Origin of the sequence: Paraburkholderia sp. SG-MS1, assembly GCF_012275575.1 — a bacterium.
Classification (GTDB): domain Bacteria; phylum Pseudomonadota; class Gammaproteobacteria; order Burkholderiales; family Burkholderiaceae; genus Paraburkholderia.
The window spans coordinates 1-18,622 of record NZ_NPIH01000030.1 but is presented as its reverse complement, the minus strand read 5'-3'; the positions used below and the strand labels follow the sequence as shown (position 1 = coordinate 18,622).

Here is an 18,622-nt window from a genome sequence, read left to right as displayed (position 1 = left end):
GCCGGCCCCGTCTTTTCAAGGCCTTGCGCCGGCCCGTCACGCCTAACGCCTGCCGCTCTCCGTCACAGCGGAACGCGGCTCGCGCCGTTGCGCGCGCCCTCCCTGTTTCGCCAGCGCGTTTGCGCGCTTCGGCGACTCGGCGAACTGCCACGCGATCAACCCCGGCACGAATATCAGCACGTCGCGAATCCGTCGCGCGGCGGCCAGCGCCAGACAGGTGGACGGATCGAGCCCGAGCGCGCCGCCGATCAGAATAAACCCGCCTTCCTGTACGCCCAGGCCGCCCGGCACGAAGAACGCCGCGCTGCTGATTGCCTGAATCAGCGATTCGATCACGATCGCTTCGACGAACGTGATCCGCACGCCGAGGAAATACAGCGCGAGCCAGATTTCGAGGGCCGTCATCAAGGATTGCAATACTTGCCAGACGAACAGATAGCGCAGCACCACTGCGCGCCGCCGCCAGATCAGCTTGATCGACTGATCGATTTGCGCGGACTGACCGACCAGCGCCGCGAGCTTGCCGCTCGTCATCCGGTTGAGCACGCGGGTGATGCGTGCGAACGGGTTGGCATGCTGCACGAGCGCGAACAGCAGCAGCAACGGCGCGAGCACCACCACGCCCCATGCGAGTTGCCCCGCGAGGCGCAGCGTGTCGGACTGCGCGTGCGCGAACAGGAAACCAATGCCGACCATCGTGAACAGCAACTGGCTGATCACCGTGAGCTGCATGTCGACGACGATGCTGCCCACCGCTGTCGAAGCCCGCGTGTCCCAGCGCCGGAGCATGCGGAACGCGATGACTTCGCCGCCGATGCGCGCGACCGGCAGCATGCTGTTGACCGATTCGCGCACCCACACGAGGTGCAGCATCCGGAGCACGCTCGGCTGCTGCGCGCCGCGAATCAGCGAGCGCCAGCTACAGGCGTTGGCCAGCATCGGCAACAGGTGCACGAGCGCCGCCAGTACGAGACCGGCGCCCGCGGCCCGCAGTGCGCCGAGCACGGCGCCGGGATTGTCGCGCCATACGAGCCATAACGACAGGAGCAAGCCGAGCAGCGCGGCGGCGCGGCCGAAGTGCTTCATCACGCGGGCACCTCGCGTGCGCGCATCGTCGGCGCGATCCATTGCGCAGCGGGTACGGCGCCACGCGCCGCGCATGCAGCCGCACAGTCCGCTTCGCGCGGTTCGAAAAGCCCATCCATCATGACCGCCCTGCCTTGCCGTTCATCCGTCACTCGTCCTGTGTCGCCGACAACAGGCCGTCCCCGTCCACCTTGAAGCTGAAGCCCCGCCAGATCACGCGCGATGAGCGGAAGCTCGCAACGAAAATCGCAAACGACACGATATCCCATATCGGGAGCAGCCACCGGTCGCGCGGGCGCAGCCGCAACGCGCGGTCGGTGAGCAGTTGCAGCGCGAGCCGCGCGCACATCGCGATGAAGACGAGCGGCCATGCCCAGATCGCCCCGCCCGAGAAAGCGAGGGCCAGCAGCGCGAACGGCAGCGGATGAATCAGCGCCGAGCCCAGATGACCGGCTGGATCGATATAGCGAATCGTGCGGCTCCAGCGCAGTTCATGCGCGACAAGCTGCGTCGCGCTCGATTCGACGCATGCATGCGAAATCGGAAACGGCGGAATCACGACCTTCTTGCCGATCATGCGCACCGCTTCGCCGATCGCGTGGTCCTCGGCGAGATGCCGCACGAACGGCGTGAAGCCGCCGATCCTGTCGAACGTGTCGCGCCGCATCACGATGGTCTGCCCGAAGCACGGCCGTGCGAGTCCGACTGCGAGCCCGATCACGACGCTAGGCAGGAACTGGTAGTTGGTGGCCTTGACCGACAGCCGCGGCCAGAAGCCCGGGTCGGGTCGCCCGTGATACGCGCAGGTGACGAGCCCCACGTCCGGCTTCTGCAGCTCGCCCACGACGTTGCGCAGATAGTCGCGCGCAACGCTCACGTCGCTGTCGGCAAACACCAGCACGTCGTGCCTCGCCTGCGGCATCATGTTGATGATGTTGCTGATCTTGCGGTTCGGGCCGTACAGACGCGCATCGGCGACCACCGTGATGTCGGCGTCCGGATGCAGCCGCCGCAGTTCCTCAACGGCTTGAAGCGCGGGGTCGTTCGAGTCGTGCACGCCGAATACGAATTGCATCGGTCCCGGATAGTCCTGCTCGCAAAAGCTCGACAGATTGGCGAGCAGCGCCCACTCGTTGCCGTGCAGCGGTTTGACGATCGTTACCGGCGGAAAACTGGTGGGCGTGGACACCGGCCGGGCGAAGAAGCGCCCGATCAGCACGCCGGCCAGCACCGTGTAGCCGATGCCGAACACAGCCGCCGCCGCACACGCGTAGGCCAGCGTGACGGCGAGCAGGTGTGTGGCGTTCACGCCTGATGGGCACGCAGGAAACGGAAGAATTCGACGCCTTCACGCAAGCGCCGTTTCATCATGTCCCAGCTGGTAAACATCTCGCGCAGGATTTCCCAGATTTTCGACGGGCGGAAATAGAAGCGCTTGTAGAAGTTTTCGAGCTGGTGGTACATCTCGTCGCGCGACAGATGCGGATAGCCGATCGCCGCCAGCTGCACGCCTTCCTTGCTGACGAGATTGATGACCTTGTTCTCCGCGAGCCAGCCGTTCTCGACCGCCTGGTTATAGAGCACGGTGCCGGGATACGGCGCAGCAAGCGACACCTGGATCGTCAGCGGATTGACCTCTTTCGCGTACTCGATCGTCTTGCGGATCGTGTCCGGCGTCTCGCCCGGCAAGCCCAGAATGAAGGTGCCGTGAACCTTGATGCCGAGCGCGCGGCAGTCTTTCGCAAAGCGCCGCGCCATGTCCGTGCGCAAGCCCTTCTTCACGTTCACGAGGATCTGGTCGTCGCCGGATTCATAGCCGACGAGCAGCAGGCGCAGGCCGTTCTCCCTCATGATCTTTAGCGTCTCGTACGGCACGTTCGCCTTCGCGTTGCACGACCACGTCACGCCCAGCTTGCCCATGCCGCGCGCGATTTCTTCGGCGCGCGGCCTGAAATCGGTGAAGGTGTCGTCGTCGAACATGATCTCCTTGACTTCAGGCATGTTGTCGCGAATCCATTTCACTTCCTCGAGCACGTGCGCGGCCGAGCGCACCCGGTAGCGATGGCCGCCGACCGTGTGCGGCCACAGGCAGAACGTGCACCGCGAGCGGCAGCCGCGGCCGGTATAGAGCGAGACGTAGGGATGCTTCAGGTACCCGTTGAAGTAGTTTTCGATCTTCAGATCGCGCTTGTAGACCGGCGCGACGAACGGCAGTTCGTCCATGTTCTCGAGGATCGGACGCGCTTCGTTGTGTTCGATCGAACCGTCCGCCGCGCGATAGCTCAAGCCCTTGATCTGTGCGAACGGCACGCCTTCGGCGACTTCCTTGCAGGTGAAATCGAATTCTTCGCGGCCGACGAAATCGATCGCCTCGGTCGCGGTAAGCGAATTGTGCGGATCGACCGCTACCTTCGCGCCGACCATACCGATCAGGATCGACGGCTTGCGTTCCTTGAGATGCTGCGCGAAGAGCGCGTCGGTGGGAAACGAAGGTGTGCTGGTGTGGATGATGACGAGATCGTATTGCTGGGCGACGTCGAGCGTTTCGTCCACCGACGCCCCATTTGCGGTGGCATCGAAGACGCGGCTCTCGGGAATCAGCGCGGCTGGCTGGGCAAGCCATGTGGGATACCAGAACGACTTGACTTCACGTTTTGCCTGGTAGCGCGAACCTGCGCCGCCGTCGAAGCCGTCGAATGACGGAGCCTGCAAGAACAGAGTTTTCATAGGGACTCCCGCAAGCCTGTGCGGCGTTTTCAGTTTTCTGTCGAGACACTATCGGAACCGTGGTTCGTGCGAACCCGAACGGGTGGCGCAGATAGTACGGAGCAAAGCTGAAGGAAACCTGATGAATAATACTGCGTTCCGGCGATGGGCGGCATGGTTCTGCGGTTTAGTTTCGCGTCTCGCACGCCTGTCTTTTTCTTATGCTAGCTGGACAAAAATGCGCGGTGATTCACGTATTGCCCGTCTCACCGGACAACGTGTCTTGCCCAATCGAGCCAGCCCAGATTGAGGGCAGCGTTTACCACTACGCCGAGCGCCGACGCAATCGCGGCGATCATCGTCCAGAATGCCGAGCGCCGCGCGCTCAGTGCGGACGTATGCGCGGCCGTGGCCGCATCGCGCGAGGCGCTCGCCGCCGCTTGCGCGAGATGCGACGACGACTCCATCTGCGCGAGCGACTTCAGCGCGAAGCCGCGCTCTTCGTCGTGCGCGGCGGTTCTCGCTTCGAGATCCTTTTCAAACAGGTAGCGATGGCAGAACGGCGTAAGCGGATGCTCGGGGTTCTGCGTGGCGAAGTACCTTGCATACGGTGCGCCACCGTTGTCGGTTATTTCCTTGTATGCGCTGTTTTTGTCCACGATGCCCTCGCTGCATTCTCAACGTGCCGCGTTGCCGGCGGCGGTTGAACTGATCGTGCCACATTTCGCGGGTGGGCCGTTGGGCCGGCTGTCGGGGGGATGCTTCATAGCGCGCGCCGGCCGTGCGGACCACACGGCAATGAATTGCGCGTGGCTTCAATGACGTGAGCTTGATCCTCTCCTCCACATCAGGCACACGGTTCACGCCCGCCGCCATAGCGTCCGATCTGCTTTGATTGTGACTTTTTATTCGTTCAGTTTTGCGCGGGCATTCACTACATTGAGCGGTCACAACAGACTACCAATCAGGACCATTCGATGACATTCCCGCGGGGTACGCCCAATCTGCCGCCTTCCATTTTCCGGGCACCGCGTCTGTGGCAAGCGAACCGCGTGCAAGCCGGTTTCGCTTCGCTGCTGGTCGCGGCAACCACGGCACTCGCGACGTTTTTCGCGCCGAACGTCGCGCGCGCCGCACCGCCTGCCGAACTGAAGCTCGATTACGCGTACTACTCGCCGGAAAGCCTCGTGATCAAGCGTAACGGCTGGCTCGAACAGGCGCTTGCGCCGCAGCACACCGACGTCAAATGGGTGCTGAGCCTCGGCAGCAATCGCGCGCTCGAATACCTGAATAGCGGTGCGATCGACATCGGCTCGACGGCGGGTCTCGCCGCCGTGCTCGCCAAGGCGAACGGCAATCCGATCCGCTCGGTATACGTGTTCTCGCGCCCGGAATGGACTGCGCTGGTCGTGCGCAAGGACTCGCCGATCAAGACCCTCGCGGATCTGAAGGGCAAGAAGATCGCCGCGACCAAGGGCACCGACCCGTTCCTCTTCACGCTGCGTGCATTGCACACGGCGGGGCTGTCGCGCGACGACGTCGAGATCGTCAATCTCCAGCACCCGGATGGTCGCACGGCGCTCGCCAATAGCCAGGTGGACGCCTGGGCCGGCCTCGATCCGCACATGGCCGCCGCGCAGATCGACGATGGCGCGAAGCTGTTGTACCGCAACGTCGATTTCAACACGTGGGGCCTCCTCAACGCCCGCGAAGATTTCATCCGCGATCATCCTGAAACGCTCGCGCAGGTGCTGAAGGTCTATGAAAAAGCGCGCGTGTGGATCGCTGCGCATCCGGACGACACGGCGAAGATCGTCGCGGAGGAATCGAAGCTGTCGCTGCCGGTCGCGAAACTGCAATTGAGCCGCAACGATTTCAGCCACCCGCAGTTGGGCGCGCAGCAGCTCGCCGCGCTCAAGGCGGCCGCGCCGATTCTGGTGCAGGAGCAACTGGTGAAGCCGGGTACGGATCTGAATCAGGTGATCGATGCGTTGATCGATGTGAAAGCGGCGCAGCCCGTGTTCGCCGCGAATGGGCAGTGAGCGCTTGCGTGTCCGTCCTGAGTCGACCGCGCGGCGTGCTGGGTTCGCTGCCGCCCCGCACGCTCGTGGCCGTCGATGTATCGGCAGCGGTCGATGCTTCGCCATTTGTCCTGCCGCGACTGCGCGCCGTGCCGCTGGACGCATAGCCGCTCAGCCGCGTGGCGGCCATGCGTGACCGCCGCACCTTGGTTTCCCCCCCGCTGCCCCACGTTCATGCCCACCGACGAATCGCTCACGCTGCATCCTCGAACCCATCCTGCCGCCGCGGCCGGTCGCGCGGCGCCGAGCGATCCGCTCCGGCGCTGGCGCATGGCCGGCCTGATCCTGCCGATCGCGTTTCTCGCGCTGATCGAAGCACTGGTGCGCGCGGCGATCTTGCCCGCGCATCTGGTGCCGGCGCCCAGTTCGATCTTCGAGACCCTCTGGCAGCTCGGCGGCGAGCGTCTTGGCCGCCATATCGGCGCGAGCACGCTACGGGTGCTGGCGGGCTTCGGCATCGGCGCCGCATTCGCGCTGCTGGCCGGCGCCGCGATGGGACTGAGCCGCCGGCTCGACGCGCTGTTCGATCCCGCGTTCCAGGCGTTGCGCGCGATTCCCTCGCTCGCCTGGGTGCCGATTCTGCTGCTATGGATGGGCATCGACGAAGCGCCGAAAATCGCCCTCGTCGCCATCGGCGCGTTTTTCCCCGTGCAACTGAGCGTGGTGGCGGGGATTCGCGGCGTCGATAGAAAACTGCTCGAACTCGGCGAGGTCAACCGCTTGAGTCGCCGGGCGCTCTTCACGCGCATTCTGCTGCCGGCGTCGTTACCGCAGATCTTCACCGGTCTGCGCACCGGCCTGAGTCTCGCGTGGATGTTCATGGTCGCCGCCGAACTGATTGCGGCCACGCGCGGGCTCGGCTATCTGCTCAGCGAGGGACGCGAAACCGGCCGCCCCGACCTCGTGTTCGGGGCGATCCTGTTGCTCGCGCTGCTCGGCAAGCTCAGCGACAGCGTGCTCAAGGCGCTCGAAGCGCGCGTGCTGCGCTGGCGCGACACGGCGAGCGATCAGGCGGTGTCGGGAGGTGTGCGGTGAGCGCGGTAGAGGTGTCAACGGGGTGGTCATCGGGGCCGGCTGCGGGAGCGTCGCGGCTGCTCGACGTGCGGTCGGTTAGCAAGCGCTACGACGCGCGCATGGTGCTCGAGCGGGTCAGCTTTGCGCTCGGCCGCGGCGAGATCGTCAGCCTGGTCGGCCCGAGCGGATGCGGCAAGAGCACCCTGCTGCGCGTGCTGGCCGGGCTCGATCGTGACTTCGACGGCGAACTGCTGCTCGACGGCGTGGCGCAGCGCGGGCCGTCGCCGCGCGTCGGCGTGATTTTTCAGGAGCCCCGCCTGCTGCCGTGGCTGAGCGTGGCCGACAACGTCGCGTTTTCAGCCGGCCCGCGCCAGGGGCACGACCCGCGGGTCCCGCGTCTGCTCGAGGAGGTCGGCCTCGCGGGCACCGGCGCGGCGTTGCCCAAGCAGCTTTCGGGCGGCATGGCGCAGCGCGTGGCGCTCGCGCGCGGGCTGTTCCCGCAGCCGGACCTGTTGCTGCTCGACGAACCGTTCAGCGCGGTCGATGCGATGACGCGCAGGCGTCTGCAAGATCTGTTGCTGTCGTTGACGCGCGCGCACGGCACCGCCGCGCTCATTGTCACGCACGATCTGGACGAGGCGCTCTATCTGTCGGACCGGGTGCTGCTGCTCAACGCGGCGGGTCCGCATCGCGCAGGACGCCTGCTGCGCGACGTGGCCGTGACGGGACGGCATCCACGCGATCGGCGCGATGAAACGCTCGCGGCCCTGCGTGATGAGTTGCTCGAAGGAATCGGGGCTGTCGCGGACGGCGGCATATAAGGCATGCAGCGACCGGGTGCGCGGCAGCATTGCAATGCCGGAGCCGCGCATCAACATTCGGGCGCTCGGGGCTTGCCTTGCGCTCGCGTGCCAGCATCGGCCGCCACCTTCACCCATGCGGATCGCACCCACGCCTCACGAAGCAGCCGGCCGCATCTCATCGCGCGTGCGAACCGGCTGTCCCGCTTCCTTCACACCGGCTTGATATCCGCTGCCTGTTTCCCCTTGGGCCCCTGCTTGATTTCAAAGCTGACCTTCTGGTTTTCCTGCAACGATTTGAAGCCCTCGGAACGAATCTCCGAAAAATGGGCGAAAAGATCTTCGCCGCCGTCATCGGGTGTGATGAAGCCAAATCCTTTCGCGTCGTTGAACCACTTCACTGTACCGGTTGGCATGTCGATTCCTCGTGTGCATCTGGGTTGATTGGACTTTGTTCGCCGTCTTTGACCTGCCGCGCCGGAAGCCCGCGTCGCGCTGATCTGTGTTACATCAGCGCCGCCCACCATCGCGGGCCGAGCCTGCTCCTGCCGCGGCAACAGCCACAGCCATCTGACTTTACGCCTGTTTGCGCGGCGTTGCTCCTATCGTTTCTCCGGCGCCGCGACAAGCGCGTCGCAAGCGGCGTGCCGCGTGCCGCACTCGAGGCGGCGGCCGATGCGATTGCCCGCAATCAGATAAGATGATTGCTATCGGCAGTCCATCCATGGCCGCGCAGGTCGGTTGCATCGCTTCAGGATCGCGCGGCCTGTCGTTTTTCCCAACTACAGGAACCCAGCATGGCCATTTCGAGCTATACCGATACCCGACTTCTGATCAACGGCGAGTGGTGTGACGCCGCGAGCGGCAAGACCCTCGACGTCATCAACCCGGCGACGGGCGAGGCCATCGGCAAAGTGGCGCACGCCGGCATCGCCGACCTCGACCGCGCGCTCGAAGCCGCGCAACGCGGCTTCGAAGCATGGCGCAAGATTCCGGCCAACGAGCGCGCCACAACGATGCGCAAGGCCGCGGCTCTGGTGCGCGAACGCGCTTCCGACATCGGCCGCCTGATGACGCAGGAACAGGGCAAGCCGTTCGCCGAAGCGCGCGTCGAAGTGCTGGCCGCCGCCGACATCATCGAATGGTTTGCCGACGAAGGCCGTCGCGTGTATGGCCGGATCGTGCCGTCGCGCAACCTCGCCGCGCAGCAACTGGTGCTCAAGGAGCCGATCGGTCCCGTGGCGGCGTTCACGCCGTGGAACTTCCCGGTCAACCAGGTGGTGCGCAAGCTCTCCGCGGCGCTCGCCTGCGGCTGCTCGTTCCTCGTGAAGGCGCCGGAAGAGACCCCGGCATCGCCGGCGGCATTGCTGCAGGCGTTCGTCGAAGCGGGCGTGCCGGCGGGCACGGTCGGTCTCGTGTTCGGCGACCCGGCTGAGATTTCCAGCTACCTGATCCCGCATCCGGTGATCCGCAAGGTCACGTTCACGGGCTCGACGCCGGTCGGCAAGCAACTGGCCGCCCTCGCCGGCGCGCACATGAAGCGCGCGACCATGGAGCTGGGCGGTCATGCGCCGGTCATCGTCGCGGAAGACGCCGACGTGGCGCTCGCCGTCAAGGCGGCCGGCGGCGCGAAGTTCCGCAACGCGGGCCAGGTCTGCATCTCGCCGACGCGATTCCTCGTGCACAACAGCATCCGCGAAGAATTCGCCGCGGCGCTGGTCAAGCACGCCGAAAGTCTGAAGCTCGGCGACGGCCTCGCGGAAGGCACGACCCTCGGGCCGCTCGCCAATGCGCGCCGTCTCTCCGCCATGACCAAGGTGCTCGACGACGCACGCAAGACCGGCGCCAAGGTCGAAACCGGCGGTGAGCGCGTGGGCTCGGAAGGCAACTTCTTCGCGCCGACCGTGCTGACCAACGTGTCGCTCGAAGCCGACGTGTTCAACAACGAGCCGTTCGGCCCGATCGCCGCCATTCGCGGTTTCGACAAGCTCGAAGACGCGATCGCCGAAGCCAACCGTCTGCCGTTCGGCCTCGCGGGCTATGCGTACACGAAGTCGTTCAGCAACGTGCACCTGCTGTCGCAGCAAATGGAAGTCGGCATGCTGTGGATCAACCAGCCGGCCACGCCTTCGCCGGAAATGCCGTTCGGCGGTGTGAAGGATTCGGGCTACGGCTCGGAAGGCGGACCGGAAGCGATGGAAGGCTATCTGGTCACCAAGGCCGTGTCGGTGCTGGCGGCTTAACGCCACACCGCGACGGGCCGATGGCAAATCAACGCGAGTTGAAACCGCCTTTCGGCCCGCCCCGTTCCGAATCGCTGCACCGGGTCCGCGAGCTTTGGCTCGCGGACTATTTTATTGCCATGGAACCATGGACGACCACACTGCCCGACTCATGCCGCCAACACTGACCGGCGCCACCGTCGAACTCAGGCCGCTTCGGCAGGAACACGCGCCAGCGTTGCTCGACGCCGCCGCCGACGGCCAGCTCTGGAACATGAAGCTGACGGTGGTGCCGGGACCGGACACCATCGGCGGCTATATCGCGAGCGCGCTCGAGGGCTGCGCGGCCGGCACCGTGATGCCGTTCGTGATCGTGGTGCGCGTGAGCGGCGCGATCGTCGGCAGCACGCGTTTCTGGAAGATCGACCGCGCGAACCGCAAGCTCGAAATCGGCCATACGTGGTTGAGCGAATCGGTGCAGCGCTCGGCGGTCAACACCGAGGCGAAGTACCTGCTGCTGAGTCACGCGTTCGACGCAATGCAATGCGTGCGCGTGCAGTTCACGACCGATGAGCTCAATGAGCGCTCACGCGCGGCGATTCTGCGCATCGGTGCGAAACAGGAAGGGGTGGTCCGGCATGAGCGGATCATGCCGGATGGACGCAAGCGCAACTCGGTGCGCTTTAGCATCATCGATAACGAATGGCCCCAGGTCAAGACGATGCTGGAAGCGAAGCTCGCGCGCTAGTCGGCGCGCGGTCTCCTACACGGCCTCCTACACGGCCTCCGCCCCGGACACTGCTCACGGCCCGCCGCGCTCCGGTCGAACGAGCGCACGCGGGCCACTTGCCGGTTGCGTTGCAATATCACGCAACCGGGCAACCTCCCCCTTCAAACGTGCGCGTCCCGCTCATTGAGCGGCACCGCTTGCGCCGCCGCGAATTCTTCACGCAATGCATCGCGCGCATGATGCCGGCGCACCCACAGCGCAGTGAGGATCGGCACCAGAATCGCGGTCACGAGGCAAGCCGTGGCGACCATCGCGGTCGCGGCCGGCACCAGCGGCTTGAAGCTCGGGATCATGTCGCCGATGATCGCAGGATTCGCCACCGCGGCCCCCGCCGTCGACGATGCCGCCAGCCCTGCCGCCCCATTGCCGCCGGCGATCCAGCGATCGGCGAGAATCAGCGGAATGCCTGTCACGACGATCACCGCGAGACCGAGCACGATGCCCGGCAAGCCGCTTGTGACGATCACGTTCAGGTCGATGCCGTTGCCGAGCGCAAAACCGAAGAACGGAATCAGCGGATGCACGCAGCGGCCGAACAGATCACGCAGATCACTGTCGAAATTGCCCAGCGCGAAGCCGATCAGAAACGGCAGCACCGCGCCGATAAAGAGCCGCGGCTCGAAGAACGCGACGCCCGTCGCGCCCAGAATGATCATGCTGACGAGCGGCCCCGATTCGACCGACATCAGCACGAACGCGCCGGCCTCTTCCTTGGTCCCGTACTGCTGCATCACCGCGGCATAGAGACCGCCGTTGGTCATGTCCATCGAGGTCGTGATCGCAAGGATCGAGAGTCCGGCAAATAGCCCCGTCTTGATGCCGTCGAGCGGAATGAAGCGCGCCGCGATCATTGTCACGATCCACGCCACCAGCATCTTGGTCGCGAGCAGCGTGCCCGATTTGCGCAGCACGGTGCCGGTCGCCCGCAGATCGATCGTCGCCCCCATGCAGAAGAACCACACCGCCAGAATCGGCACAGTGCCGGTGATCAGGCCGTTGGTGAACGACCCGAAGTATTTGCCCGCGCCGGGCGCGAACGTGTGGACACAGGCGCCAAGCAGCAGTGGAACCAGCATCAGCCCGCCAGGAATGCGGTCGAGGGCCTTCTTGATCTTCATGCCTCCTCCATGGACTTTGCGTCCTGTTGGTCGGGCGAATCACCCGGGTAAGGTCGCCGGTCTGACGCCGGTCTGCTCCCTTTCGGCGCAATGTAACACCGCGAAAGGAACGCCGTTCCGATATTCTTTATAAATAGGCTCAGCGTTTACCCGCGTTCGGTCCGGAAGCTTTAGCAAGCTTGAAGCGTGCTCGGTCTGACGCGGCTGCTTGCGAATGAATGGACCGCGCAGCGCATCAATGTGAACGCGATCGCGCCGGGCTACATGGCGACCGCCAACACGGCGGCATTGCGCGAGGACGCGCAGCGCAGCGAGGAGATCGTCGGGCAATTCCGGCGGGCCGTTGGGGGGCGCCGGAAGATCTCGCGGGGCCGGTCGTATTTCTCGCGTCGTCCGCGTCGGACTACATGCACGGGCATACACTGGCGGTAGACGGCCGGTGGCTTGCGCGCTAGCGGGCGGACATGCGCGCGAAGCGGTACGCTCGCGCGCCTCGCCGCGTGAGCGAGCGTGACTGGTGCGGCCGATCGCGCGGGCCAGCCACGCAGAGGCGCAGCACGGGTTCGCATGGACAGGGAATGACGGCGATGGCAGCGACAGGCAAACAGCGCAAGGACGACGGCGTCGCGCAGGTACAGGACGCGCAGAGCCCCGAGTCCGGCAACGGCGGCGAACGGGGAGAATCGGCGTCGTCGATCGGCCGCATGTTCGCGATTCTCGGCGCGATCGGCGACAGCGGACAGATCGGCATCAGCGAACTGTCGCAACGGCTCGCGATGTCGAAGACCACCGTGCATCGCGTGATCCAGACGCTCAAGGCGCTCGGCTACGTGACCCAGGACGTCGAGACCGAGCGCTACCGGCTGACGATCCGTCTGTTCGAACTCGGCGCGAAGGCGCTGGAGAGCGTCGATCTCGTGCGCGAGGCCGACGTCGAGATGCGGCGCATCGGCCAGGTGACGCGCGAGGCGGTGCACCTCGGCGCATTCGACGAAGACGCAATCATCTACATCCACAAGATCGACGCCGACTACGGCTTGCGCATGCAGTCGCGCATCGGCCGGCGCAATCCGCTGCACAGCACCGCAATCGGCAAGGTGCTGCTCGCGTGGATGGACCCGGCCGAGGCGCGCGAGGTGCTTTCGCACGTCGAATTCCGCAAGTCGACGCAGAAGACCCTTACCTGCGCCGAAGCGGTGCTCAGCATCCTGCCGCACGTGCGCGAGCAAGGTTATGGCGAAGACAACGAGGAACAGGAAGAAGGCCTGCGGTGCATCGCGGTGCCCGTGTTCGATCGCTTCGGCCGCGTGATCGCCGGCCTGTCCGTTTCGTTTCCGACGATGCGCTGCGGCGCCGACACGAAGTCGCGCTATGTGGCGTTGCTCAAGCAGTCGGGTCTCGCGATCTCGACGCGGCTCGGCTATCGCGAAGCGCCGGCGCCGGAACCTGTACCCGCGGGATAAACGGCGCGCTGCGATGACGGCCCTGACGCAACATCGCCTTGGCGCCGTCATCTGCGCGAACCCTGGATGCACCTTCCGCCGATGCTACGCATCGAACCTTATCCGGAGCGGATGGCGCTCGTGCCCGGCCGTGCCTCGTACATGCAGACCCGCCACGCGCAACATGCGCGCGTGCCGCTCGCCATGCAACGTCCCGCCTCAGTCTGCAACTGAATGTATCCGCGCGGCCTGGCCGCGGCGAAACACGATGTCATCCACTTACCGGCAGTTGATGCATTGACCGCTCAACGCGCGCAGTCATGCGCAATGCGTGGGCGCGGCGTTTTTTCCATAGTCGGTTCAATGGCTTGCCGCTGTGGCGGCCAGCTTGCCATGGCCCGATGAAGCGCTTCCCCGGCGCCCTTTCCGCGCACCGCTCCTGTTAGCCGTGCGCGTTCGCATCGACACGTCCTGTTACACACAAACACAACGGAAATGCCGCCGCTCAGTAGAGTTCGCTTCACAAGCAAAACGGAGCAACGACATGAAAAGAATTCTCGCCCTGGTCATCCTGGCAGCAACGCTCGGCAGCACGCTGAGCGGTTGCATCGTGGTCCCCGAAGGCGGCTATCACGATCACGACCACCATCGCGATCACGACCGTTACTAAGCACAGCGCGCGCACGCATGTCCCCACAATCGTAGAGACCGAGAATAAAACATGAGCAATTCAAAAAACCGCTGGTTCTCGTTGGCGATCGTTGCAGGCCTCGGAATCGGTGCATCGTCGGCTGCGCTGGCTCACGTCGATGTCGGCATCAACATCGGCGTGCCGGGTGTCGCTTACGCGCCCGAGCCGGTGTATGCCCCGCCTCCGCCGGTGTATGCACCTGCGCCGCCGCCCGTGGTCGTGGTGAGCCCGGGCTGGTACGGCGAGCGGTATTACGACGGCCACCGCTACTGGGAACGGCGCGAATGGGAAGAGCGTCATCACGACCGCCGCGAGTGGCATGAGGCTCGCGGCCCGCGCGGTCACGACAACGGCTGGCATGGCCATGGCGACGACCACGGGCACAATCACTGACGCCTGGACGACGGCTGCGTCGCTGACGCAGCCGTATCGCGTGGGCATGCTCGCCACCCCTTTTGCAGGAGCGACGATTTGCTACGCAACGATCCAAGACGAGTAACGGCGCACATCGATGGCTCGCTCATCTGCGCCGAATACAGCGAACAAACCGGTCAATTGTGTTTGCGCCAGGACGGCGCGCTCTTGCGCGAGTGGTTCCCGCCGCATTCGTGGATGGCAATAGCATCGGTGGCGGGCGCACAGCATTGGGGGACTCGTCCTACCGACGACGAACTGCGTGCGCTACTGCGCAATGAGATGGCGTTGTTGCGTACACCCTGACTGAAACCCCGAAGACACGCGCGCGACGCCTCCCTCGTCGCGCGGTGGGCAATATCCGGCTTCGTTAAGTGCTTAAGCGCGAGGCGTGCTCATGATCGCCCCGCATGCACTTGCGCTCAACGCACGTTGTAGATCGGCGGCGAGTAGGAGCTGACCGTCGTGTCGGTGCCGCGGCCGGACTGCCACGTACCGTGGCTGCTTGCACCATACCCGCTGTCATCCGTTCGAGCTGCGTGATGCGGGCGCGCAGCGGGCGTCTGCGTGACCTGCGAGTCCTGAATACCGGGTTCACCGGCCGGCTGCGCGAACGACGCAAGCGGGGCGGCAAGAACGACGGCGAGAGCAACGGTTTGAATGAGCGACTTCATGACACCACCTCCGGAGATTGTCTCCACATGCGCTGCCGGCGTGACTCGCGCCGCAGCATTGAAGGCAGTGTAGGTGGCTCACCTGACGGGATAAATCCGTTAATCACGAATTCACTGTTGTGTTTCAGACCACAATGAAAGTGGCTGCCCGTCATGCCGGTCGTGAAGGCGTGCGCCGTCGCGGCGCACGCCTTCAACGCAGCGGTCATTCGAGTGCGACGGCAGGACCGGCCCCCTCCTTCGAAGACGCGTCGGCCTGCACGCGCCGCGTCATCAGATACACACCGCTCGCGGCGACCACCGACGGCACGGCCAGCAGGCTGAACACTGCGCCGAACTGCCAGCCGAGCCCCATCAGCGCGGCGCCGACCAGCGCGCCCGCCACGCCGCCGATGCGGCCGATCCCCAGCATCCACGCCACGCCCGTCGCGCGTGCCCGGGTCGGATAAAAGCTTGCGGCGAGCGCCGACATCGACGTGACGGCGCTCGTCGCCACGGTGCCGGTGAGGAAGATCAGCGTGCCGAGCCAGAGCTGATGTCCAACGCCGCGTCCGACCAGCAGCACGAGCACGCCCACCAGCACGAAAGTCAGCGCGACCACGCGATGTCCGGCAAACCGGTCCATGATCCAGCCGACACACAGATTGCCGAGTATGCCGCCAAGCGGGAAGAGCGAGGTCATCAGCGCGGCTTTTTCACCGGAAAAGCCGGTGTCCTTGAACAGCGTCGGCAGCCAGTTGGTGAGCAGGTAGTAGATCAGCAAGCCCATGAAATACGCGAGCCACAGCATGAGCGTGCCGAAGCGGTAACGTGATGACAGCACGACTGCGAGCGCCCATTGAGGACGCGCGCCGGCTTTGCTCGCGTCGCCCGCGGCGGCCTCGTGGCCTGCGCGCGCATCCACCGCGACGAAGCGGCACCCTTCGAAGCGGCTATGCGGCGCAATACGTTGCAGGATGCGCGCGATGCGCCGATCCGCCTGCCTGCGCACGGCAAGAAACTGCACCGACTCCGGCAGCAGCAGAATCAGCAGCACGGTCAGCGCGATGGGGCCGACGCCGCCTGCCACCAGTACGCTGGGCCAGCCGAAGTGCGGAATCAGCCACGCGGAAGCCACCCCGCCAATCGCCAGTCCGCACGAAAATCCGCAGAACATTCCGTTGACCGCGACCGCGCGAAGTCGCGCCGGTGCGTATTCGGACATCAGCGTGACGGCATTCGGCATCGCCGCGCCGAGACCCAGCCCGGTGAGAAAGCGCAGCAGTGTCAGCGATTCGATCGAGTTCGCGCGAGCCGCCGCGACACTCCACACGCCGAAGAAAAACACCGACAACACCAGCACCGTTTTGCGTCCGAGACGATCCGCGCATGGGCCGGCCGCGAGCGCGCCGATGCCGAGCCCGACGAGCGCCGCGCTCATCACGGGTCCGAGCGAGCTGCGCGCGATGCCCCACTGCTGCACGAGCGACGGCGCAATGAAACCGACCGCAGCCGTATCGAAGCCATCCGCGGCAACGACGAGAAAGCACAGGACGAGAATCGTCCATTGGTACGGCGAAAAGCGCTGCTCGTCGATGAAGGCCTGCACATCCACATTGCGTTCAGAGCGGATCATTTGAGGTCTCCCCGAGCGAGGGTGGCGGGTGTTTCACGATCGTACGGGCGCAGAACTTTCGCCCTGCCTGCTTGAGGTTTTTTCATTGCGATGTCTCCGTGATAGGACGAGGTGTTTTTTATTGTTCGGAATGCTACGAATAGTGCGACTGCCTGTGCTGGATTTGCGCGCGGCGTGTAGAAGCGGTCAGTCGCCGGCCGCGCCGTATGCATGCCAGCCACCATCGACGCTCAGCACCGTACCCGTGATGTAGCTCGCCGCGTCCGATGCGAGAAAGCTGATTGCCCGGGCAATTTCATCGGGCTGTGCGAGGCGGCCCATCGGCGTGCGCCGCTCGATTGCCTGCAGATTCATCTGGCCGTTGCGCCTGAGCGTCTCAACCAGCTCTGTGGCGACATAGCCTGGCGCCACGGCGTTCACGCGGACGCCCTCACGCGCCCATTCGCAGGCGAGCGAGCGCGTCATCGCGACGATGCCCGCCTTTGCCGCGCCGTATGCGTTGCGCGCCGGGATGCCGGCGAGCCCCGCAATCGAGCCGAGATTGACGATCGCGCCGCTGCGCTGCGCGAGCATGACTCGGGCCGCCTCGCGGCAGGCGAGGAAAGTGCCGCGCACGTGGATGTCGAGCAGCCGGTCGAACGCATCGACGCTCTGCTCGATCGTCGGATGCGGCTGATCGCCGTTGCCCGCGTTGTTGACCAGCACGTCGAGCCGCCCGAATCGCTCGACGCATGTGCCGATCAGCGCGCGCACGTCGGCCTCGACGGCGACATCTCCGCCGATGCCCATATGAGCCGCGCCTAGTGTCTGGGCGCGTTCGCGAGCGCGGTCCGCATCCATGTCGGCAATCACCACGCTATAGGCTTCCTGCGCGAAACGTTGCGCGGTCGCCCAACCGATGCCGTTCGCGGCGCCAGTCACGAGCGCGACGCGTCGTGTTCGATCGTTCATGTTCTGTCTCCTCCTGAATGATGTGGCGCGCCGCTAGCGAAGCATCGCCAGGCTCCTGAAATCGACACGTTTGATGATGCGGCTTTCCTGCGCGACGATCAGATGCGCCGACGCCTGCAGATACGCGGGCCATTGCGGATCGGCGTCGCGCGCGGTGCGGCGCTGGTCGTAGTCGGCGATGCTCTCGTAGCCCCACAGATGCACCACCTGATTCAGCGCGCCGATGTCACTCATATAAAAGCCGACCGGCGCGCCGAGATACTTCACCTGAATCGGCATGGCCAACTGGTCGAATACCTCGATGAATTCCGCCATGCCGCGCGGGCGGATCGTATAGATGCGGTGATCGACAAACGGTTTGCCGCTGCTCATGTGCCTGTCCTCAATACGGTTTCCGTTTCGCGGGCGCCTGCGCTGAGGCCTCGGTGGTGGCCCGCGGTCGCGCCGCTGGCACCAGCTTCAGCCACGCCTGCCAGTTGCCGCCCGGTGATGTAGCCGAACGTCATGATCGGGCCGAGCGTGATGCCCGCGCCCGGATAGTTGCCACCCATCACGCTCGCGCGATCGTTGCCGACTGCATATAAGCCGGGAATCGGCGCGCCGGCTTCGTTAAGCACTTCGCCGGTCACTTTGGTCGAAATGCCGTCGAAGGTGCCGAGGTCGCCCATCACCACCTTGAGCGCGTAATACGGGCCTTCACCGATCGGCGCGACGCATGGATTCGGCCGATGCTCCGGATCCGCGAGATAGCGGTTGAACGAGGTCGTGCCGCGCCCGAACTCGGGGTCTTCGCCGCGCACCGCATCGGCGTTGTAGCGTTGCACCGTCGCTTCCAGCGCGACGCCGTCGAGCCCCGCGTTGCGCGCGAGTTCGGCAAGCGTGCGGCCGCTCGTCAGATAGCCGTTGCGCAGCAGCGGCCCGAGCGGGACCGGCGCGGGTTTTGCGAAACCGAGCCCGTATTTGCGGATCGTCGCGTGATCGCAGATCAGCCACATCGCGGTCTCGCGCTCGTTCGCAC

At 65.1% G+C, this 18,622-nt stretch carries 21 protein-coding genes and 1 pseudogene; 11 read left to right on the top strand and 11 right to left on the bottom strand.

The annotated features are described in order from the left end of the window. Positions 1–42 precede the first annotated feature (42 nt). The 4 genes from CIC12_RS02640 to CIC12_RS02625 all read right to left on the bottom strand — a co-directional run bounded on the left by CIC12_RS02640 (position 43) and on the right by CIC12_RS02625 (position 4,451). Positions 43–1,086, bottom strand: coding sequence for a flippase-like domain-containing protein (locus CIC12_RS02640; protein ID WP_168661928.1), 1,044 nt, complete (start codon positions 1,084–1,086; stop codon positions 43–45). Between the two features lie 148 nt (positions 1,087–1,234). Further along, entirely contained in the window at positions 1,235–2,395 is a 1,161-nt protein-coding gene (hpnI, locus tag CIC12_RS02635; protein ID WP_168661904.1) for a bacteriohopanetetrol glucosamine biosynthesis glycosyltransferase HpnI, read from the bottom strand. Next, positions 2,392–3,813, bottom strand: a complete 1,422-nt coding sequence (gene hpnJ / locus CIC12_RS02630; RefSeq protein WP_168661902.1) for a hopanoid biosynthesis associated radical SAM protein HpnJ — start codon at positions 3,811–3,813, stop codon at positions 2,392–2,394. The genes hpnI and hpnJ overlap by 4 nt, the downstream gene beginning before the upstream one ends. Positions 3,814–4,058: 245 nt before the next feature. Further along, complete coding sequence (locus CIC12_RS02625; RefSeq protein ID WP_168661900.1) at positions 4,059–4,451, bottom strand: hypothetical protein; 393 nt, start codon at positions 4,449–4,451, stop codon at positions 4,059–4,061. Positions 4,452–4,769: 318 nt separating this feature from the next. Here CIC12_RS02625 and CIC12_RS02620 point away from each other — a divergent pair, with 318 nt between their 5' ends. The 3 genes from CIC12_RS02620 (at position 4,770) to CIC12_RS02610 (ending at position 7,708) form a co-directional block, all read left to right on the top strand. Further along, a complete protein-coding gene (locus CIC12_RS02620) occupies positions 4,770–5,834 on the top strand; it encodes an aliphatic sulfonate ABC transporter substrate-binding protein (protein WP_238812332.1) in 1,065 nt (354 codons plus the stop codon). Positions 5,835–6,047: 213 nt separating this feature from the next. Then, positions 6,048–6,908 (top strand): ABC transporter permease, encoded by an 861-nt coding sequence (locus CIC12_RS02615; protein ID WP_168661898.1) that lies wholly within the window; start codon positions 6,048–6,050, stop codon positions 6,906–6,908. A gap of 11 nt (positions 6,909–6,919) precedes the next feature. After that, positions 6,920–7,708, top strand: a complete 789-nt coding sequence (locus CIC12_RS02610) for an ABC transporter ATP-binding protein (RefSeq protein ID WP_446727919.1) — start codon at positions 6,920–6,922, stop codon at positions 7,706–7,708. A 191-nt stretch (positions 7,709–7,899) separates the two neighbouring features. Here CIC12_RS02610 and CIC12_RS02605 read toward each other — a convergent pair whose 3' ends face one another. Next, positions 7,900–8,103, bottom strand: a complete 204-nt coding sequence (locus CIC12_RS02605) for a cold-shock protein (RefSeq protein ID WP_007181784.1) — start codon at positions 8,101–8,103, stop codon at positions 7,900–7,902. 381 nt (positions 8,104–8,484) lie between these two features. Between CIC12_RS02605 and CIC12_RS02600 the strand changes: the two genes are divergently transcribed. Both CIC12_RS02600 and CIC12_RS02595 read left to right on the top strand, forming a co-directional pair. Continuing rightward, positions 8,485–9,930: an NAD-dependent succinate-semialdehyde dehydrogenase gene (locus CIC12_RS02600; protein ID WP_168661896.1), complete on the top strand. Its 1,446-nt coding sequence runs from the start codon at positions 8,485–8,487 to the stop codon at positions 9,928–9,930. A gap of 127 nt (positions 9,931–10,057) precedes the next feature. Beyond that, entirely contained in the window at positions 10,058–10,657 is a 600-nt protein-coding gene (locus CIC12_RS02595) for a GNAT family N-acetyltransferase (RefSeq protein WP_168661894.1), read from the top strand. A 143-nt stretch (positions 10,658–10,800) separates the two neighbouring features. On the opposite strand, the gene kdgT is transcribed toward CIC12_RS02595, so the two are convergent. Then, complete coding sequence (kdgT, locus tag CIC12_RS02590) at positions 10,801–11,817, bottom strand: 2-keto-3-deoxygluconate transporter (protein WP_168661892.1); 1,017 nt, start codon at positions 11,815–11,817, stop codon at positions 10,801–10,803. A 186-nt stretch (positions 11,818–12,003) separates the two neighbouring features. Here kdgT and CIC12_RS02585 point away from each other — a divergent pair. The 6 genes and pseudogenes from CIC12_RS02585 to CIC12_RS32890 form a co-directional block, all read left to right on the top strand. After that, positions 12,004–12,272: pseudogene (locus tag CIC12_RS02585) on the top strand (SDR family oxidoreductase); the annotation flags it as partial. Positions 12,273–12,404: 132 nt separating this feature from the next. Next, positions 12,405–13,280, top strand: a complete 876-nt coding sequence (gene kdgR, locus CIC12_RS02580) for a DNA-binding transcriptional regulator KdgR (RefSeq protein ID WP_168661922.1) — start codon at positions 12,405–12,407, stop codon at positions 13,278–13,280. 81 nt (positions 13,281–13,361) lie between these two features. Then, complete coding sequence (locus CIC12_RS33570; RefSeq protein WP_274597538.1) at positions 13,362–13,493, top strand: hypothetical protein; 132 nt, start codon at positions 13,362–13,364, stop codon at positions 13,491–13,493. A gap of 310 nt (positions 13,494–13,803) precedes the next feature. Next, positions 13,804–13,929, top strand: a complete 126-nt coding sequence (locus CIC12_RS33565) for a hypothetical protein (RefSeq protein WP_274597537.1) — start codon at positions 13,804–13,806, stop codon at positions 13,927–13,929. 51 nt (positions 13,930–13,980) lie between these two features. Continuing rightward, positions 13,981–14,343 (top strand): hypothetical protein, encoded by a 363-nt coding sequence (locus tag CIC12_RS02575; RefSeq protein WP_168661890.1) that lies wholly within the window; start codon positions 13,981–13,983, stop codon positions 14,341–14,343. Positions 14,344–14,421: 78 nt separating this feature from the next. Next, complete coding sequence (locus tag CIC12_RS32890; protein WP_168661888.1) at positions 14,422–14,670, top strand: hypothetical protein; 249 nt, start codon at positions 14,422–14,424, stop codon at positions 14,668–14,670. Between the two features lie 116 nt (positions 14,671–14,786). Here CIC12_RS32890 and CIC12_RS02565 read toward each other — a convergent pair whose 3' ends face one another. The 5 genes from CIC12_RS02565 to CIC12_RS02545 form a co-directional block, all read right to left on the bottom strand. After that, positions 14,787–15,038 carry a hypothetical protein gene (locus tag CIC12_RS02565; RefSeq protein WP_168661885.1) on the bottom strand — a complete coding sequence of 84 codons (252 nt, stop codon included), beginning with the start codon at positions 15,036–15,038 and terminating at the stop codon, positions 14,787–14,789. A 205-nt stretch (positions 15,039–15,243) separates the two neighbouring features. Further along, complete coding sequence (locus CIC12_RS02560; RefSeq protein ID WP_168661883.1) at positions 15,244–16,653, bottom strand: MFS transporter; 1,410 nt, start codon at positions 16,651–16,653, stop codon at positions 15,244–15,246. A gap of 186 nt (positions 16,654–16,839) precedes the next feature. Next, a complete protein-coding gene (locus tag CIC12_RS02555; protein ID WP_168661881.1) occupies positions 16,840–17,604 on the bottom strand; it encodes an SDR family NAD(P)-dependent oxidoreductase in 765 nt (254 codons plus the stop codon). 33 nt (positions 17,605–17,637) lie between these two features. Further along, positions 17,638–17,976: an NIPSNAP family protein gene (locus CIC12_RS02550; protein ID WP_168661879.1), complete on the bottom strand. Its 339-nt coding sequence runs from the start codon at positions 17,974–17,976 to the stop codon at positions 17,638–17,640. Then, positions 17,973–18,622: FAD-binding protein (locus tag CIC12_RS02545; RefSeq protein WP_168661877.1), on the bottom strand; the 650-nt coding region annotated here is incomplete at its 5' end. The genes CIC12_RS02545 and CIC12_RS02550, both read right to left, overlap by 4 nt.

Coding starts and splice junctions, on each gene's coding strand:
- CIC12_RS02640 (WP_168661928.1), bottom strand. CDS start 1,086: ATGAAGCACTTCGGCCGCGCCGCCGCGCTGCTCGGCTTGCTCCTGTCG.
- hpnJ (WP_168661902.1), bottom strand. CDS start 3,813: ATGAAAACTCTGTTCTTGCAGGCTCCGTCATTCGACGGCTTCGACGGC.
- CIC12_RS02620 (WP_238812332.1), top strand. CDS start 4,770: ATGACATTCCCGCGGGGTACGCCCAATCTGCCGCCTTCCATTTTCCGG.
- CIC12_RS02615 (WP_168661898.1), top strand. CDS start 6,048: ATGCCCACCGACGAATCGCTCACGCTGCATCCTCGAACCCATCCTGCC.
- CIC12_RS02605 (WP_007181784.1), bottom strand. CDS start 8,103: ATGCCAACCGGTACAGTGAAGTGGTTCAACGACGCGAAAGGATTTGGC.
- CIC12_RS02600 (WP_168661896.1), top strand. CDS start 8,485: ATGGCCATTTCGAGCTATACCGATACCCGACTTCTGATCAACGGCGAG.
- CIC12_RS02595 (WP_168661894.1), top strand. CDS start 10,058: ATGGACGACCACACTGCCCGACTCATGCCGCCAACACTGACCGGCGCC.
- kdgT (WP_168661892.1), bottom strand. CDS start 11,817: ATGAAGATCAAGAAGGCCCTCGACCGCATTCCTGGCGGGCTGATGCTG.
- kdgR (WP_168661922.1), top strand. CDS start 12,405: ATGGCAGCGACAGGCAAACAGCGCAAGGACGACGGCGTCGCGCAGGTA.
- CIC12_RS33570 (WP_274597538.1), top strand. CDS start 13,362: ATGCTACGCATCGAACCTTATCCGGAGCGGATGGCGCTCGTGCCCGGC.
- CIC12_RS33565 (WP_274597537.1), top strand. CDS start 13,804: ATGAAAAGAATTCTCGCCCTGGTCATCCTGGCAGCAACGCTCGGCAGC.
- CIC12_RS02575 (WP_168661890.1), top strand. CDS start 13,981: ATGAGCAATTCAAAAAACCGCTGGTTCTCGTTGGCGATCGTTGCAGGC.
- CIC12_RS02565 (WP_168661885.1), bottom strand. CDS start 15,038: ATGAAGTCGCTCATTCAAACCGTTGCTCTCGCCGTCGTTCTTGCCGCC.
- CIC12_RS02560 (WP_168661883.1), bottom strand. CDS start 16,653: ATGATCCGCTCTGAACGCAATGTGGATGTGCAGGCCTTCATCGACGAG.
- CIC12_RS02555 (WP_168661881.1), bottom strand. CDS start 17,604: ATGAACGATCGAACACGACGCGTCGCGCTCGTGACTGGCGCCGCGAAC.
- CIC12_RS02550 (WP_168661879.1), bottom strand. CDS start 17,976: ATGAGCAGCGGCAAACCGTTTGTCGATCACCGCATCTATACGATCCGC.